The organism is Flavobacterium soli DSM 19725 (assembly GCF_000422705.1).
GTDB classification, from domain to species: Bacteria; Bacteroidota; Bacteroidia; order Flavobacteriales; family Flavobacteriaceae; genus Flavobacterium; species Flavobacterium soli.
Genome location: NZ_KE383907.1, coordinates 277740 through 296648, shown reverse-complemented (window position 1 = coordinate 296648; position 18909 = coordinate 277740). Strand labels below are relative to the sequence as shown.

The 18909-nt window shown below is 34.3% G+C and carries 13 protein-coding genes; all 13 read right to left on the bottom strand.

The features are described from left to right. Positions 1–210: 210 nt before the first annotated feature. Entirely contained in the window at positions 211–933 is a 723-nt protein-coding gene (locus tag G508_RS0116890; protein WP_026706415.1) for a response regulator transcription factor, read from the bottom strand. A gap of 3 nt (positions 934–936) precedes the next feature. Then, on the bottom strand, positions 937–2523 hold the full coding sequence (locus G508_RS0116885; protein ID WP_026706414.1) for a sensor histidine kinase: 1587 nt from the start codon (positions 2521–2523) through the stop codon (positions 937–939). A 72-nt stretch (positions 2524–2595) separates the two neighbouring features. Continuing rightward, the gene (coaE, locus tag G508_RS0116880; protein WP_026706413.1) at positions 2596–3180 is read right to left on the bottom strand and encodes a dephospho-CoA kinase; all 585 of its coding nucleotides are present in this window, start codon (positions 3178–3180) and stop codon (positions 2596–2598) included. 5 nt (positions 3181–3185) lie between these two features. Further along, positions 3186–4184: a glycosyltransferase gene (locus G508_RS0116875; RefSeq protein WP_026706412.1), complete on the bottom strand. Its 999-nt coding sequence runs from the start codon at positions 4182–4184 to the stop codon at positions 3186–3188. An 85-nt stretch (positions 4185–4269) separates the two neighbouring features. After that, positions 4270–8076: a T9SS type A sorting domain-containing protein gene (locus G508_RS0116870; RefSeq protein WP_026706411.1), complete on the bottom strand. Its 3807-nt coding sequence runs from the start codon at positions 8074–8076 to the stop codon at positions 4270–4272. Positions 8077–8389: 313 nt separating this feature from the next. Further along, positions 8390–11896, bottom strand: coding sequence for a T9SS type A sorting domain-containing protein (locus tag G508_RS0116865; RefSeq protein ID WP_026706410.1), 3507 nt, complete (start codon positions 11894–11896; stop codon positions 8390–8392). Positions 11897–12050: 154 nt separating this feature from the next. Then, complete coding sequence (fabV, locus tag G508_RS0116860; protein WP_026706409.1) at positions 12051–13241, bottom strand: enoyl-ACP reductase FabV; 1191 nt, start codon at positions 13239–13241, stop codon at positions 12051–12053. A gap of 70 nt (positions 13242–13311) precedes the next feature. Beyond that, positions 13312–14964, bottom strand: a complete 1653-nt coding sequence (recN, locus tag G508_RS0116855) for a DNA repair protein RecN (RefSeq protein WP_026706408.1) — start codon at positions 14962–14964, stop codon at positions 13312–13314. Positions 14965–15018: 54 nt separating this feature from the next. Then, positions 15019–15903 carry a type IX secretion system protein PorD gene (gene porD, locus G508_RS0116850; protein WP_026706407.1) on the bottom strand — a complete coding sequence of 295 codons (885 nt, stop codon included), beginning with the start codon at positions 15901–15903 and terminating at the stop codon, positions 15019–15021. Next, entirely contained in the window at positions 15896–17107 is a 1212-nt protein-coding gene (gene coaBC / locus G508_RS0116845) for a bifunctional phosphopantothenoylcysteine decarboxylase/phosphopantothenate--cysteine ligase CoaBC (protein WP_026706406.1), read from the bottom strand. Before coaBC ends, porD begins: the two co-directional genes overlap by 8 nt. Before the next feature lie 8 nt (positions 17108–17115). After that, on the bottom strand, positions 17116–17433 hold the full coding sequence (locus G508_RS0116840; protein ID WP_026706405.1) for a DNA-directed RNA polymerase subunit omega: 318 nt from the start codon (positions 17431–17433) through the stop codon (positions 17116–17118). Between the two features lie 7 nt (positions 17434–17440). Next, the gene (locus tag G508_RS0116835; RefSeq protein ID WP_026706404.1) at positions 17441–18235 is read right to left on the bottom strand and encodes an outer membrane protein assembly factor BamD; all 795 of its coding nucleotides are present in this window, start codon (positions 18233–18235) and stop codon (positions 17441–17443) included. A gap of 161 nt (positions 18236–18396) precedes the next feature. Next, entirely contained in the window at positions 18397–18906 is a 510-nt protein-coding gene (locus G508_RS0116830) for a ferritin (RefSeq protein WP_026706403.1), read from the bottom strand. Positions 18907–18909: the final 3 nt, after the last annotated feature.

Genomic DNA, 18909 nt, shown 5'->3' with positions numbered 1-18909 from the left:
GATTCGTGGAGATTAGTGCAATTTGTGTTTTTAATCGTAATCGACTTCACTAGCCCAGTCCCGAAGCTTCGGGAGTAATGGAAAGCTTTTTTGAAAAACCGACTTTTTTTGTAAAATAAAAAAGGAGGTGAAAAAAACTTGTAACGGAAAGCTGGAATAGCTCCTGAAAAAACATAAAAAAAGCTCCGATTTCTCGAAGCTTTTGTTGATTTATTCTGATACTGTTGGTTTGTTTTTTACGACCAATCTGAATCCTTCTCCGTGGATGTTTAGGATTTCTACTTCCTCATCCAGTTTCAAATATTTTCTTAATTTGGCAATGTAAACGTCCATACTTCTTGATGTAAAGTAATTGTCGTCTCTCCATATTTTGGTTAAGGCAAGTTCTCTCGGCATCAAATCATTTTCGTAGATGGCCAACATTTTCAATAATTCGTTCTCTTTTGGAGATAGTTTTATTGGCTCTTCGTTTTTGAAGGTTAGGAAACGTAATTTTGAATTCAGGTGGAAATTTCCAATTTGGAACTCAAATTTTGTAGCATCTGTTTTGGTTTCAGAAGCTTTTCTTTGAATGATAGCTCTGATTTTCATCAACAAAACTTCTGAATCAAAAGGTTTGTTAAGGTAATCATCGGCTCCTACTTTATATCCTTTCAATACATCGTCTTTCATTGACTTTGCTGTTAGGAAAATAATAGGCACTTCCTTGTTTTTTTCTCTGATTTCTTTTGCAAGCGTATATCCGTCTTTGTATGGCATCATTACATCAAGGATGCACAAATCGAATGTATCTTTTTTGAACTTTTCAAACCCTTCCATTCCATTTTTAGCAAGCGTTACCTCGAAATCATTTAGGATTAAATAATCTTTTAAAATTGATCCGAAGTTGGGGTCGTCTTCTACTAAAAGGATTTTTTTGTTTTCAGTTTCCATATCTTAATTTATTAATGGTAATTTTATTATGAAGGTGCTACCCTTCCCTTTTTCACTTTCTACAGCAATTTGACCGTTGTGGTCGTCTATTATTCTTTTCACGTAGGCAAGTCCTAAACCATGCCCTTTAACGTTGTGTATATCTCCAGTATGTTCACGGTAGAATTTTTCAAAAATTCTTTTTTGGGCTGTTTTTCCCATTCCCGCACCTTGGTCTTTAATCCTGATGATTACAAAATCTTTTACGTTTTCTGTATAAACATCAATTTTTGGTGTATCTGGCGAATATTTTATGGCATTGTCTAGGATGTTTACAATTACATTTGTAAAGTGAACATCGTTTAACAGAACCGTATTTCTGTTGGCATTAAAATGAGTTTTAATCTCTCCTTGTCTGTCTTCAATAATCAGATTCACATGTTCTATAGCATCTTCTACAATTTCATGAATATCTGTTGATTCCTTGCTAATATCGAGCTCTCTTTTTTCGAGTTTCGAAATTCTCAAAACATTTTCTACTTGGGCATGCATTCTTTTATTCTCGTCTCGAATCATCTGGAGATAACGTTGTGTCTTTTCTCGATCTTCGATAATTTTTGGATTTTTAATGGCATCCAAAGCCAAGTTTATTGTGGCAATCGGGGTCTTGAATTCATGCGTCATATTGTTGATGAAATCCGTTTTGATCTCAGAAATCTGACGCTGTTTAATTAATTGATTTAAGGCACTACTGTAGGCAATTATAATTATTAACGTAAAAACGATTGACAAGGTTGTGATTCCTATTAATTCTGAAAATAAAAATTTCTTTTTTTCAGGGAAACTTACTAATAGCTGAAACTTACTTTTTCCGTTTGTATCACTAAAAACCGGTATTGAAAAGGTTGAGCTTTTATCAAACTTAAACTTATCAGATTTGATTTTTGTTGCTAAGCCATTGCTGTAAATTCCAAACTCAAAAGGAGTTTGTACATCATAGAGTTTCAACTCTTTTTTGAGCATTTCGTTTAACCTTTCCTTGGTTATTCTATCTTTTAAAGGTTTAGTTTCTGTAATTGCTTTAAAAAATATTTCGAATTGAGCCTTATCTAAAAGTTCCATACTTCCAGATTCTTGGATCGTTATATCGGGAACAGTACTGTGCTGAATACTCGATTTATCTACTGAATTTCCAGAATATATTTCAGTTTTACTTTTTGAAATAAAATTTTGAACTTTCTTTAGGGAATCACTTTTTTTATCAAAGAACGAAAGATTAATATTATAATCCTCAGATGTAATGCTATTCGAATAAATTATGGTCTTGTTTGTAACCTTATTTTTCTGAACCAAAATAAAATTCAACAACTCCGTTTCAGTTGGGTCTTTTCCTTTGGTTTCCTTTAAAATATTATATTGATTAAGAATTGTATAAGCTTCTTGTTCTTTTAAATTATCGGCTACATTGCCAACAACTTGTTTCACATGGTACTTAAATTGCTCTTCATTGTTCTTAAAAGATGTATTAATTAGGTACAATTGCACCAAAATTATTCCTATTAAGGAAAGACTCATCAAAAAAACCAACAAACGAAACAATGTCTTATTCATACATCACAAAATTAACATTTTAACACTTGGTCTATTAATACATTAACCAAACATTAACATCTTTCCTGTTTTTTACGATTTTTTCAATTCTTTATAGAGTATATCCACCTGATTCATAGTGTTTTCTAGTTCCAAGTTCTCAATTATATAATCGCTTTTTGCTATTCTCATCTCATCTGTCCATTGGTTTTCGATTCTTTTCATAACTGATTCATAATCTGAGTTATCTCTTTCTAAAACACGCCTAATTCTAATTTCTTGTGGAGCTGTTACTGCAATAATTTTATCACAATCTTTATAACTTCCGCTTTCAAATAAAATTGCTGCTTCTTTAATCACAAAATTTGCTTCCTTGTTTTTTTGAACCCAATCTTGAAAATGCTCTTTTACCAAAGGATGAATAATGCTGTTTAGTTTTTGGAGCTTTTGTGGATTTTTGAAAACAATATTGGCCAATTTTTCACGGTTGAGTATTTGATTATCTAAAATTGAATCCCCGAATTCGTCGGTAATCTTTTGAAGTGTAGATGAAAGTTCCATGATTTTTTTTGCTTCAAGATCAGCAATATAAACAGGAACTCCTAATGCTTGGAATCGTCTTGCAACGGTCGTTTTTCCGCTACCAATTCCACCCGTGAGACCAATTATTTTTGTCATTGTTTTTACTTTTTAAAAAATAATTCCGGAAAAACTTCTTGTGGCTTTCTTTTTAGGAGTTGCACCAAAACAAAGGATTTTAAAAAACCAATTCCATATCCATAAAACTGAATGGTTACAGCCACTAACGATAGAACGGCAATTTTTAGGCTTTTAGTATTGATCAATGCAGTTATAAATAGTAATACTAAATAGATCCCATAGCAATAAATAAAAACAGGGATTTCGATTAATAAAGCGATTACTGCAATCAAAAAACCTATTACAAAAACTGTGGGGAAGAAAAACGTAAGTTTGTTATGCTTTGGATACCAAGAATTTAAAATGGGTCTGGCTTTCCCAAATTTATTGACCTGCTTATAAAATTTCGACCAATCGATTCTTCTTTTATGATAGACATAGGCATCTGGAAATAACCGGGTTTCAAATCCTAAATTCCATAATCTAATTGATAAATCTGGATCTTCACCCGGATGGATGTTTCCAAAACCCTGTGATTTTTCGAAAGCTATTTTTGAAATGCCCATGTTGAAGCTTCTCGGTTGAAACTTGTCTAACTTTTCAGAACCACCGCGAATTCCTCCCGTAGTTAAAAATGAAGTCATTGCAAAATTGATAGCTTTTTGAACATCAGAAAAACTATCCAAAGCCTTATCCGGACCTCCAAAACAATCAACATATTTTGCATTTAGAGCTTTTGTAACTTCGGTTAAATAGCTTTTTGGTATAATGCAATCGGAATCAAAAATGATGAAATAGTCTCCTTTTGCATTTCTCATTCCGAAGTTTCGAGAATCGCCAGGACCTGAATTTGGTTTAAAGAAATAGGTTATATTTAACTTATTTGTATAAGCATCAACTATGCCTTTACAGGGAATTGTTGAACCATCTTCGATAACGACGATTTCAAAATCTTGTTTAAAATCAGACAAAACTAAACTCTCAAGTAGTTCGTTAATTTCGTCTGGCCGATTAAAAACAGGAATAATAAGTGAGAAAAACATAGCCTTATAAATTTTAACAAATATAAACTATATATAAAAAAAAGCCACCCGAAGGTGGCTTTAAAAAAACTGTTTAATTGATAAATTATTTTTTCAATACTTTTACTGTTGTTGTTTGGTCACCAGCAGTTACTTTTACTAAATAAGTACCTACTGCCAAATGCGACATATCAATCTGACCTTGAGTAGCATTTACACTATTGGTAATTACTTCTTGACCTAGAACGTTAAACACAGCTATATTAGTAATGTTTTGGGTATAGGAAAGATTCAAGATATTTGAAACCGGGTTTGGATATACTTTGAAATTATTTGCATTAAATGAGTTTACACCTAAAGTTTCAAATATCTCAACTGTGAAATCCATGGTAACTCCCCAAGTACCAGAATAGCAAGGATTTGGAGTTTCCTGACCAGAATCAGCAGTACCAATTCTCATTCTATGTACTCCTAAAGCTGCAGACGCTGGCAAAGTGAATGAAGCATCCAAATCTGTTGGGACAGCATCTACTGATTCACCTGAATATACTAATTCAGAAGCTTCAAATGTGAAGTTATCATTCCAATCAATCCACACATTTGTATCATAAGTATAATCCGTTTCGAAGGTAATGATTAGATTTGTTTCAGCATCTTTAGCAAGAGGCACTGTTGCTTCACCAGAAGTATCAGTATAAGATTCCTCTGGAATAGCAAACTCATAATCTCCAAGTACTACATTTGTTACACCTCCATTATCAAAACTCTCAGGAACAGAAGGACAATAGCAACCTGTTTCAACTGTTGAAAACGAACCTCCGGTACAACCCGTAGCATCACCAACGTTATTATAAGCAATTACAGAATAGAAATAGGTAGTATTGAAGTTTCCTGTGAAATTAATAGCTGTAATACTTCCAATGTCTTCATTGTTTACAATATCCGTACCGCCATCTGTGGTTCCAATAGAAATTCTGTAACCATCTGCTCCTTCAACAGCAGACCATTCGAATAAACTTGCATAATTACCACACTCTTCGTCTACTGTAACGTTAACATCTTCTACACAAGTTGGTATTACTGTTGGAGCCGCCTCCCAAACAAAATCGTCTATGTAAACGCTTGTATATTGTCCTCCACCATGCTTGAATGCAACATAAGTATCAGTTGTTGTTGGAAAAAAAACTGAATAATCAACATAAAATCCATCATTTGGCAACTCAATTGTTTCAACTTCAGTAAAAGTACTTGGTTGTGTTGGATCAGTCATTGTTCCTACAATTAGCGTTGTAGTATTATAGCTAGTTGCTTTAAATTTAGCTCTGTGTGTTCCAGCAGGCAAATCAAGAAGACTTGGAGTGATTAATGTTAAATTTGCAGCAGTATCATCCGAAGTATACATTTCTACAGCATCTGACCAATTATAAATTTGAATGTACGGATTTTGACTTGTAGATTCAACAATTGCAGACCAACATTCAGGTGCTTCAATGTTTACATCAGTAGAGAAATCTTCTTCGAAATCTCCAAATGGATCACAACCTGTTGTGAAAGAAAATGGTCCAGCCCATGGACTTAGAGAACCTTCTCCACAATCTGTTTGTACAAAAAACTGATAAACTGTATTAGATGTTAATTCACTAACTGACAAGTTGTTTGCAGTTACTCCAGAAACCAATGTTCCAGCTCCTGGTGTGAATACAGCTTCACCATATTCTACATTAAAAGTATCATCTTCTGAAACCCAAACTAAATTAGCAGTATTAGCCTGAATAGTATTAGCTGCTAAACCTGTTGGAGGCAAACAATCTGGAGCCGGTGTAACATTAATTAGAAAATCTAATGTTATACCATAGCCTCCATTGTAGCAAGGATTAGGAGTAAATTGTCCACTATCTGCTGTTCCAATTCTCATTCTATGAATTCCTAAAACAGCATCATCTGGCATAAGAAAACTCGCATTTAGAATAGTAGGATTATCAGACTCCGAAACTCCTGTAAATACTTTTTCATTTGCATCAAAGATATAATTATCATTGAAATCAATCCAAATGTGAGTATCATAAGTATAGCCTGTTCCAAAAGAGATTTGCACGTTTGCATTAATCGATTGTGCTAAATCTACTGTTTCTATCTCTGTATTATCAGAATACGTTACTGGTTCTATTGAGAAATCAGATGCTCCAATTTGCACATTAGTAATCATTTCATTATCTGTCAATTCAGGATCTGGAATTGATTCACAATAACATCCATCAGGAGCGGTATCAAAGCTATCGATTGCACACCCTACTGCATCTCCACTAGGATTGTACGGAACCAATGAATAATAGTAGGTTTCATTATGATTTCCTACGAATGAATAACTTGTAACATTTCCTAAATCTACGTTATCTACTGCATCATTTCCTCCAGAAGTTGTTCCAATTGTTATTCTATAACCATCCGCACCTTCTACAGCACTCCATTCGAAAAGAGAGGCAAAATTTCCGCAACTTTCATCTGGAGTAACATTTAAATCGGTTACACACTCAGGGGCTACAATTGGAACTGGTTCCAAAATGACATCATCCACGTGTATTGTTCTGTACGTTCCGCCTAAACCATGTCGGATTGCCACAAAGTTTCCGGCAGCACCAGTAAGAGTTCGATAGTACTCTAGATAAGATCCCGTTAATGTTATTGGGGTTCCAACGATTGTAAAAGTACTTGGATCCGATGGGTTAGTCATTGTACCTACTTGAATAGTATATCCTTCTCCATAAGCTCTGAACTTAACTCTCATACCATTAAATGTAGTAACGTTTGGTGATACGAGAATTAGTTGTGCATTTGCATCATCTGAATTATACATCTCAATACTATTTTCTTCGCTGAAAGAACTATAATCTACTACATTAACGTAAGCATACTCACTTGTTGAGTTTGAAACTTTTGACCAACATTCAGGCATATCTTCACCCACTGTCGCTTCATCAAATGTTTCAACGAAATCTGTAATAGCTTCACATGGTGTACTGAAAGTAAATGGACCAACCCAGCTACTTGTAGTTCCACCACATACAGCTTGAACATAAAACTGATAAGTGGTTTGAGGATTTAAGCTAGAAATTGGGTAAGGATTTGCAACACCATTACCTGTTGCTATTCCAGAACCTAATTCAAAACCTTCTTCTCCATACTCAACATTGTATAGTGAGATATCAGGATTGACAGCCCATTTTAATTCCGCAGAAGTTATTGTCAAATTATTTACTCCTAAAGCTGATGGATTAGGGCAAGCTTGTTGAATACCTTCAAAAATTATATTGGGTACAAATGCAGCCGTACCTCTAGAAAAATCAAAAGGTCCTCCCCCTTGATTGTTGGAAGGATCTGCTGGATCAAAATCTATTGAATCTGATATTGCAAAAATAGAACGCATTCCCACAACTGCGGTATTACGGAAATCATCATCAAAATTATCGTAATCATCTTGACTTTCATCAACGGCTACTACAAGATTATTTGTTCCATCATAAGCGAAAGGTGTCGTCAAAGTGATGGTCACCCAACCTGGAGTCCCTGGATTGGCAATTGTAATTCCGCCTGAATAGACTTCGGTTAACTCTGAAGGATCTACAAAATCTGTATTAGTATCAAAAGTTTCTTTGTCTGTCTGTCCTAAATAGACAATTAATTCCTGACTTGCTTCTAAATTAGTACTTCCAGAGTAGAACCATTTGATAGCAGTAATTGATCCAGAGGCATTGATCTCACTCGCAAGATAGATAGATTGTGCATAACTGTATCCATAATAGGGTTCAAATGGTAGCGACTGTACTTCATTTGTTCCTTCCCCTACTTGAACTTGTGCATAAGTACCTGATACTAAGGCTAAAAACAGCATTAGCGATAAAGTAATTTTTTTCATATTTATTAGGTTGTTGTTAATGATATAAATTTACTGCATTTTTCTAAATTGTAAAAAAAAACAAAAAAAAATAAAACTTGTGACCAACATTTATTAGTTAAATATTTAATATTTAACAGTTTACAACACACATTCAACTCTTAATTGTTTCAAAAAAATATACAATAATATTTTTCTTTCAAAAATTTAATTTTCAAGAAAATAAGTCTTATTGAAATAAATTTCACAACAATTCAACCTTTCTCTATAAAAAAACAAACAATAAAAAAACCACCCGAAGGTGGCTTTTAAAATTATAGTAAACATTCAAAGTTTATTGTTTCACAACTTTGATAGTTTTAACTTGATTATCAGCAGTAACTTTCACTAAATAAGTTCCCATAGACAAGTTTGACATATCTATTTGACCTTGTGTTGCATTTACTGATTTAGCAAGAACTTGTTGACCTAACATATTGAATACTTCAACATTAGAGATATTTTGAGTATATGTCAAGTTCAAGATATCTCTCACTGGGTTTGGATATGCTTTGAATCCATTGTTCTCAAATGAATTATTACCTAATACAGATTCATCATAAGCAGTAATTCCAAAACCTCCAAAACTTCCACCATTATACTCATAAGCTCTTATATATAGTGTAGCTCCAGGAGTTTGACCAGTAACTGTAACTTTTGAATAAGCTCCCGTTGCAGCTCCATCGTCATCACATCCAACCTGAACTAAAGCTTCACAAGTACCAGAATAAACTGTCACTACAGTATCTAAACCAGTATCACCAGTAGTAGAATCAGCAGTTTCGATTATGATATTTCCAGATGGTGGAACTTCTACTGAATACCAAACATCCGCTCCGCCATATCCAAAACATGTTGTTGGTGCTGCTTGAGGCGATCCAGTAGCTGCAATATTTGTAGTATCAAAAATTTGTTCTCCATATTCAGCTCCAGCCGTTATTACTGTAGCCCCCTCACAATTATCGTTAACTGGTGGACAAGCGACTTGGTTCAAAACAGGACTTGTAAGAGTACAGTTAGCATCTTGATCATTTACCACATTAAATATTACTGGTGTATCATTTGGATAAGGTCCAAATGTAGCAACTCCAGTTGCTGTTAAAACTTGAACAGCACTACCTTGATCATCAGAAACTGAAACCGAAGTAGCAGAACCTAAATTAGTTACATCAACCTCAACTAAGAAACCTTCTCCATTTTCACAATCTGACACTAGAGTATAGGCAGCTTCCGATGGCGTACAAGCAATAACCGACCACTCTAATGTGAATGTTCCGGCACCCGACCAACCATCTTGAATCCAGTAAACAGTTTGTTCACTTCCTGTATCATTTACCCACTCTACTTGAATATAATCATTATCATCAAAACATGCAATAGAAGTTCTATTATCACAATCACCATAAAAAGCAATATTTGCTGAATCGTAATTATTTAGTGTTTGTCCAATTGTCAACATTGACCCTGCCGGAACTACAATTGAATAGTAAACATCTGCCTGAGTGTTTGCAACTTCTGTTCCAGAACCATTACAAACTGTTGCGTTTGTATTAGTAGCTCCAACTGTTGTTGACATTAAAGGCGAAGTTTCATTCGTTAAATCAATAGCACCTGCACAAGTATCATTAGATGGAGGACAAACTGTCTGAGTTAATGCTGTACTTGTCAAGAAGCATGTTTCATCTTGATCATTATTAATTGTAAAAATTACAGGAGTTGCATTTGGATATGGACCAAAAGTAAATGGCCCGATAGCAGTAGCAACTTGTGCCTCGCTTCCTTGATCATCTGTAATTGTCATTGATTCAGCCGTTCCTAAACTTGTAATATTTACTTCAACAAAGAACTCTTCACCTTCATCACAATTCGAAACTACAGTATAGGTAGCTGTACCATTTTCACAAGTTGGAAGACATTTAATTTTGAAAGTGTGCGTTTTAGCTGTAGTACCTTCACCATCTAATAAGAATAAATATTCAACTCCAGCTGTTAAAGTTCCTATTGGATCAATACCTGCACCATTGATATCATCAATACAAGTCCAACCTGTATTATCACAAGTTCCTGAGGCATCTTTCCAAAAATAATCGATATAACCACCAGTAGCTGAAATTACTTCAAGTTCATAATCTCCTGTTTCTTCTGGTGTGAATGAATACATTAGTTCTGTACCTGGCGTACTGAATCCACATGCACTTACATTCCAAGCTCCAGTACCGGCAACTAACTCTGCAAGAATCTCTTCATCACAAGCTGTTATAACTACAGCTTCTTCACAATTTGGAGGACAAACAGCTTGTGTTAATGCTGTACTTGTCAAGAAACATGTTGCATCTTGATCATTAGTAACATTAAAAATTACTGGTGTAGTATTAGGGTATGGTCCAAATGTAAAAACTCCTGTTGCTTCTGCAACTTGAACTTCACTTCCTTGATCATCACTAATAGACATTGAAGTTGCACTTCCTAAATCTGTAATATTAACTTCTACTAAAAACTCATCCCCCTCTTCACAATTTGGAACAACAGTATAAGTAGCTTCACCATTTGTACATGTGTTTTCCGTTAAATCTAAAGTAAAAGCAATTGTTTGTGGTGAAGCAAAAGTAGAAATTACTATATAATAAGTTTCTCCTGTTGTTACTGGAAATTCTTCAATCATTTTTGGAGTTGCAGCAGAACTTGCCACACCACCTAAACAACTAACCCCAATATTGGAACAGCTTCCATAAACGAAAAGACCTCCCCAAGTATTACCTGCTTCAGGTGTTAAAAGAATTTTCATAGTACCTGTAAACGTTGCTGTATAAGAATATACAACATCATTTCCATTCAAATAAGATGATGTTGATCCGCATCCTGAAGCTCCAGGAGAACCTTCATAATAAACATCTGCATAATTTGTTGTATTGTCTGTTGTTGTGTATGGTAATGCATCCACAATAATAGCATTTTCACATAAAGCACCTTCAATCGGAGCTGGTCCAGTTGTGAAACTATACTCCGTACATCCTGTAGCTACACCATTTGCATTACTTGGCGTGATATTTACATAATATGTAGTATCCCCCATCAATATTCCAGGTATATTATAAGACGTTGATAACCCAACATTCAAAGCATTAACAACATCTGTTCCTCCTGTAGTAGTTCCTACAGATAAAACATAAGAAGAAGGAAGACCTGTAGCAGGGCTCCAAGATAAAATCCCTAAAAGATTAGCATCAGAACTTCCATCTACTGGTGAAACCAAAGCAGCATCACAGTTTGGTGCTAATTCCGTTAGCTGTGTAATGTTGACATTATCTATCCAGAAATAACAATCACCTGCTGTCCATGTTTCATTCACTCTGAATTTAAAATCAGATCCTTCTGGCAGATCTGCTGCAGGAATTACAGCTGAAAAGGTTGCACAGTCGGTAATTGCATCTGCAACAATTGGATCCCCAATTGCAATCCAGTTTGCTCCATTATCAGTAGAATATTGAGCAACTACAGAAAATCCTACACCAGAGGCTGCACTCCATTCAGTAGCTTTCCATTGAAACGAAACAGTAACATCCGTACCATTTGAAGCTCCAACATAATTTGGAGAAGTCAAACTTCCCGTTGCAGAAAAACTGTAGAGATTATCTCTCCACGAATGACTACCTTCACAAGGGGTAGTTGTTGTGTTTGAAAAACCTGCATTTGTCCATCCAGCAGGTAGTGTTGTTCCATTCAGCCCTTCAATAATTCCTACTTGTGCATTAGCACCAAGAAATACAAAAAAACTGAAAAGAATTAAAGTAATTTTTTTCATAATAAATAGTTTTTGTTAATCAAGTGCTAATATAAGATTAATTTTTTGATAGAAAACGTTTTATCCATAAAAAAAGCCTCACGAATGAGGCGTTTTTTTTAATTAAACCAATATTACTTGTTAAATAAGTTATATTGTGATAAAACATATTAAGCTACTGTAAACTCTCGATATTCACCATTTCATTTGTATCCAGCTTATAATCAACACCTTCAACATCAAAACCAAATAAATTATAAAAATCTTTACGGTATCCTTCTAAATCACCTAGCTCAGAAAGATTTTCAGTTGTAGCCTTTTCCCACAAAACTGCAACTTTTTCCTGAATATCATCACGCATTTCCCAATCATCGATTCTGATTCTACCTTTATCATCTGTAGGAATTTCGTTTCCAGTAAACAATCTTTCTTGATACAATCTTTGGATTTGCTCGATAGTTCCCTCATGAACTCCTTCTTCTTTCATTATCTTATACAACAACGAAATATACAATGGAATTACCGGAATAGCTGAACTGGCTTGTGTAACCAATGCTTTGTTTACCGAAACATAAGCTTTTCCGTTAACATCTTTTAAACTATCTGTAATAGCAAATGCAGTAGCTTCTAAATGATCTTTTGCTCTGCCAATGGTTCCTTTTCTATAAACTGGTTCCGTTAATGAAGGCCCAATGTAAGAATAAGCAACAGTTGTAGCTCCATCAGCCAAAAGATTTTCTGCCTTCAAAGCATCAATCCACATTTGCCAATCTTCACCACCCATAACTGCAACTGTATTTTCAATATCATCTTCCTTGCTTGGCTCTATTGAAATTTCAGAAACTTTTCCAGTGTGAAAATCTACTGTCTTATTGGTGTAAATATTTCCAATTGGTTTCAAAACCGAACGGTGTGTTATTCCTGTATTTGGATTAGTACGAACTGGCGAGGCCAAACTGTAGATTATTAAATCAACCTGACCCAAATCAGCTTTTATCAAATCTAAAGTTTCTCTTTTGACTTCATTAGAAAACGCATCCCCATTGATGCTTTTTGCATACAAGCCTGCTTTATGAGCTTCTGTTTCAAAAGCTGCTGAATTGTACCAACCAGGCGAAGCCGTTTTACCTTCCATTGGCGGCTTTTCGAAGAAAACACCAATTGTTGCAGCATCAGAACCAAACGCACTCGTGATTCTAGAAGCCAAACCAAACCCAGTTGAAGCTCCAATCACTAAAACTTTTTTAGCTCCTTCAATCTTTCCTTTTGATTTTACATATTCAATTTGATTTTTAACATTTTGCTCAGCACCTTTTGGATGTGCAGTCAAGCAAATAAATCCTCTCATTCTTGGTTCTATAATCATAAGATATAAGTTCTGTTTATATTTCGTTTCTCTTGTTTGTAGTTTAATCTAACAAATATAATTCAAAAAATTAGTTCAGCAAGGCTTTAGCGTGATTAATGGCCGAGTCGGAAATATCCTTTCCAGAAAGCATTTCGGCAATCTCCACTACTCTTTCCTCGCTTGTTAGCAGTTTTAATTCTGATAGTGTTTGGTTGCCAATCGTAGTTTTAAATACTTTAAAATGCTCATTGCCTTTTGCAGCAATTTGAGGCAAATGTGTTATGGCAAAAACTTGCATGTTTTCACTCATCTTTCTCATGATTTCCGACATTTTATTGGCAATTTCACCTGAAACACCAGTATCAATTTCGTCAAAAATAATCGTAGGCAGTTTGGAATATTGTGCCAAAATAGCCTTGACAGCTAACATAATCCTAGACATTTCACCTCCTGAAGCTACTTTTTTCAATAATCCAAAATCAGAACCTTTATTCGCCGAAAAAAGAAATTGAATCTCATCTTTTCCGTTTGAAGAAAATTGTTGTATTTCGGACACTTCAATCTTAAATCGAGCATTAGGCATTCCGAGTTGTTCCAAGAAATAAATTAATTTTTCTGACAAAACAGGAACAGCTTTTAATCGATTTTCTCTGATTTTTATGGCTTTTGAATTCAGTTCGGCCATCTTCAATTCGATAGTAGTTTCTATCAATTTGATATCATTCTCTAAAGCATCGACCGAAATCACTTTGTTTTCCAAGTCATTCTGAATCACAAGCAATTCATCAATTGTATCAACATGGTGTTTTTTTTGAAGACTATATAGAACTTGTAATTGTTGATTGATTAAGTCTAGTTTTTCCGGATCGTTTACCAGCTTTTCAGAAAGCATGTCAATTTCCGAAACAATATCATCAAACTCAATTATTACACTGTTTGTCCTTTGGAATAAAAGATTATAATCTGAAGACATTGAGGCGATTTTTTGCAATGCTAATTTAATTTCTTTCAAATTCTGCAATACCCCAAACTGTTCTTCATTGGCTACAGCCAAAGATTTATCGAGTTGCTCATTGATAAATTCCACGTTACTCAACTGTTCAAATATAGACTCTAATTCTTCTTGTTGTCCCGGAATCAATTTTGCAGCAAGCAATTCTTCTAATAAAAATGCATTGTAATCCTGTTCTTTTTTAGCTTCCTTCAACGATTCAAATAAAGCTGACAGTTTATTTTTTTCTTGCTTATAACTTTTTAAAAGCAAAGCATATTCCTGAACAAACTCAAGATTTCCAGCAATAGCATCGATAATTTGAAACTGAATATTCTCGTTGGAAAGTTCTTGTGTTTGATGTTGCGAATGAATATCAATCAGGAAAAGACCCAATTCTTGCAGTGCACTTAAATTTACTGGACTATCATTTATAAAAGCACGAGATTTACCCGAAGGCAAAATTTCTCTTCGGATGATGGTTTGATTTTCGTAGTCCAAATCATTGGCTTCAAAAAAAGACTTTAGGTTGTATTTCGAGACGTCAAACTGTGCTTCGATGACACATTTTTCTTCTTTATCTTTTAATGAAGTTAAATCGGCACGCTTTCCCAAAACCAAACCCAATGCACCAAGAAGTATCGATTTTCCAGCACCAGTTTCTCCAGTAATAATAGAAAATCCTTTAGAAAAATCAATCGAAAGTTTTTCTATCAGAGCAAAATTTTTAATCGAGAGTGAGAGAAGCATTTAATGAAATTAAATATTTAAATTCAGCATATTTTGGTTATCAAAAATAGCTTTTTAAAATTTAATAGATGCCCATTTTGAGGAATTTATTGGAGAAAATTTATTCAGGTTATCAACCAAATCAGCGATGGCTATTTGAGGACCACCTGAAAAAATAGATTGAATTTCATCTGATTTCGCATCAAAAAAGGTTCTGGTCAAGAATGCATTTGGCCGAACTGAATATACCTTGCTCAAAGAATTAATAGCTTCTTTCACCTTTTCTTTTCCCTTTTTCACATCTTGACTCATCACATCCAAACCTTTAGAATGATAGTCATACATTGTGGTTCGAATAGCCTCGAAAGTACCTGAAAGCAATTCATTTGTAAGCATAAATCGAGTCTGATTTCCATCTGCCTGACTCCATCCTTTAAAATTGCCTTGTTGTGCCAAACTTCCAATTTCTTGAGCAGTTCTAAAATAATCCGAACCTCCAAGTGGAGAAAAAGTATCGGCATCCATACCAATGATCAAATAGGAATAAAAGGCCATAACCGAAACCAGATTGGAATCATAGCTGTTTGGGTTATAAATCAGATTTTCGTATTCTACATATCTAAAATTAAAATCCTTGTCATTAAAATTAAAGACTGGTGATGAATAAGTAGAATCATAAATTGGTCGGGAAGAACTCACTTGTATTGTTGCCACAAATTGATCAGAGCCATAGGCCGTCACATTAATTACCATCGAGCAATCTATTTTTTCGTTTTGCTTGAACGGCTTGTTGGTCCATTTTGTATTATTGACAAACTCCGTGAGTGACCGTTCCAATGTTTTAAAAATCGGCTGATTGGCATTTGTCAAGGTTTGCGTATTTATTTGAACGGCACAGTTTAACTCTTGAGCCTGAATGTATCCTGTAAACAACAAGAAAAAATAAAATATTTTACGCATGATAATGTGCTATTACTTTGTTTAGAATGTCACTTGCAACTGCTTCTTTCGATTTCAATTCCATCGGCTGGATATTAAAATCTTTATCAATAAAGGTTATTTTGTTGGTAGATTTTCCAAAACCAGCACCTTCATCTTGAAGCGAATTGAGAACTATCAAATCTAAGTTTTTTTTCTGGATTTTGAGCTTTGCATTTTCAATTTCATTTTCAGTCTCTAATGCAAAACCTATCAAAAACTGATTTTTTTTGATTTCACCTAATGATGCCAGAATATCCTTTGTCTTTTCAAGTTCTATATTAAAACTCTGTTCTGCCTTTTTTATTTTCTGAACTGCAACATTTTTTGGCCTATAGTCTGCAACCGCTGCTGCTGCAATAGCGACATCCATATTTTCATAATGAGCATGACATGCATCATACATATCTTGAGCAGAAAAAACTCTAATTAATTGAATCGAACTATTAGAAGTACTAAGATGTGTTGGCCCAGAAATCAATGTTACCTCAGCACCAAGATTTGCAGCACATTTAGCAATATCAAATCCCATTTTTCCTGACGAATGATTTCCTATGAAACGAACCGGATCTATCGCTTCATAAGTAGGTCCAGCTGTAATGAGAATTTTTTTTCCTTTTAGAGGCAACTTTGAAGCAATATCAGCTTCAAGGAAAGTAATAATATTTTCAGGTTCTGCCATTCGTCCTTCGCCTGAAAGCCCGCTTGCTAATTCACCTGTTTCAGCAGGAATCATGATGTTTCCAAATTGTTTCAGCGAATTAAAACTTGCCAAAGTAGAAGGATGTTTATACATATCCAAATCCATTGCTGGAGCAAAATATACAGGACATTTAGCAGAAAGATAAGTAGCAAGTAGCAAATTATCACAATTGCCAGTTGCCATTTTGGAGAGCGTATTGGCAGTTGCAGGAGCAATCACCATCAAGTCAGCCCAAAGACCTAATTCGACATGGTTGTTCCAAACGGCATTTTCGTCCTCTTCATTATAAAATGTAGAATGGACAGGATTTTTTGAAAGTGTAGAAAGCGTGAGCGGTGTTATAAAATCCTTAGAAGCAGGAGTCATGATCACTTGGACCTCGGCTCCTGCTTTTATAAAAAGTCTAACTAAGCTTGCTGTTTTATATGCGGCAATTCCACCAGAAATACCCAGTACTATTTTTTTTCCGCTTAAAACCGACATACTTATTATTATTTTGTAGAATCTCTGTGGTAGATTTTATTATCCAACCATTCTTGTACTGCTAAAGCATGTGGCTTAGGTAATTTTTCATAAAATTTAGAAACTTCAATTTGTTCTTTATTTTCGAAAATTTCTTCCAAACTGTCATTATAAGTAGCAAACTCTTCTAACTTCTCTGTCAATTCTTTTTTAATTTCAGAATTGATTTGGTTTGCCCTTTTAGCCATAATTGTGATTGCTTCATACACATTTCCAGTTGGCTCTTCAATTACAGTTTTGTTGTAAGTGATTGTATTAACTGGAGCATTCGTCTTTTTTAAATCCATGACTTTTTTATTTTGAAAATTGTTGTAAATCTGTTTCTATTCGAGCCAACATCTCATCGGCTTTTGCTTTGAATTCTGTATTAGAATTGAATTTAACCAAATTAGCATAAGCTGATTTGGCAACATTCAAACGTTCCAATTTCTTACTATCAACACTATTAATTGCTAATTCATAAGCAGAATCAAACCTGTAATATAAGGCCTTTTCTTTATATGGTGTTCCAGGAAAGTCAATAATGAAATTCTCTAAAACAACCAAAGCTGCCTTGTGATCTGAAATTTTATTGTATTGTCTTGCAATTTCAAATGATTTTTTTTCAAGCTTCTCTCTCAAATCTTTAACGATAACATTTGCTTCTGCTAAATACTGAGAATCAGGATATTCATTGATAAAATCCTGTAATTTATCAATTGCCTTATAAGTATCTATTTGATCTAAACTATATCTAGGTGACAATTTAGAAAAACTTAGTGCTGCTAAATAGGCTGCTTCTTCTTTCTTTTCACTTTTTGGATAACTGGAAACAAAACTTTCAAATTGATAACCCGAAGAGTAGTATTGTTTTGTCTTATAGAACGATTGTGCATACATATAAAACATTTTTTCTGCTTGAGGCTTTCCTCTGTATGATGGAGCGATCTGTTCAAATAAACGGATAGCTTTCATGTACTTACCTTTTTCATATTGCTTGGTAGCAACATCGAACTTAACTCCAATTTCTTCCGTTTTTAATGCCTTTTGGTACTCACTACAAGAGCTTAAAACAACTAGAATAAGTAGTATAGAAATAAATTTCTTCATTATAAAAAATTAGGTTTTATTATTCATTAAGGCATTCTCACCTTTCTTTAAAACCAACTGCAAATTTAGTGATTAATTGCAGACTACAAAACATTTTTTTTATAGCAGTTTTAGTCTTGGAAAAGGGGAAAGATTTAGACCTAAACAATCCTGATTAAAGATTATTTTGGTGTTGGAATTGGGCTCGTGAAATTTTTCATTTCATTATCAAACAGATATAAACCACCTTTATCATCTCCTATAAGATTGATTTTATCTAGAATATATCGAGCATTTGCTTCTTCTTCTATTTGTTCTGCAACATACCATTGAAGAAAATTATGAGTTGCATAATCTCTTTGATCCAAACTAATTCCAACCAAATCATTAATACTTTCCGAAACCTTAATCTCATGCTCCAACAACTGCTTGAACAAAACTTTATAGCTTGAAAGATCTAAATTTGGCTCAACCGTTCCAGAGATTTTGGCTTGGCCACCTCTTTGATTGATGTATTTTACCAATTTTAGCATGTGCAATCTTTCTTCTTCAGATTGTGCAAACATAAACGTTGAAATACCCTCAAAACCTTGAACTTCTGCCCAAGATGCCATTGCCAGATAAATTTGAGAAGAATCTCCCTCAACTTTAATTTGTTTGTTTAATGCGTCTTGTATAGTTTGTGATAACATAAT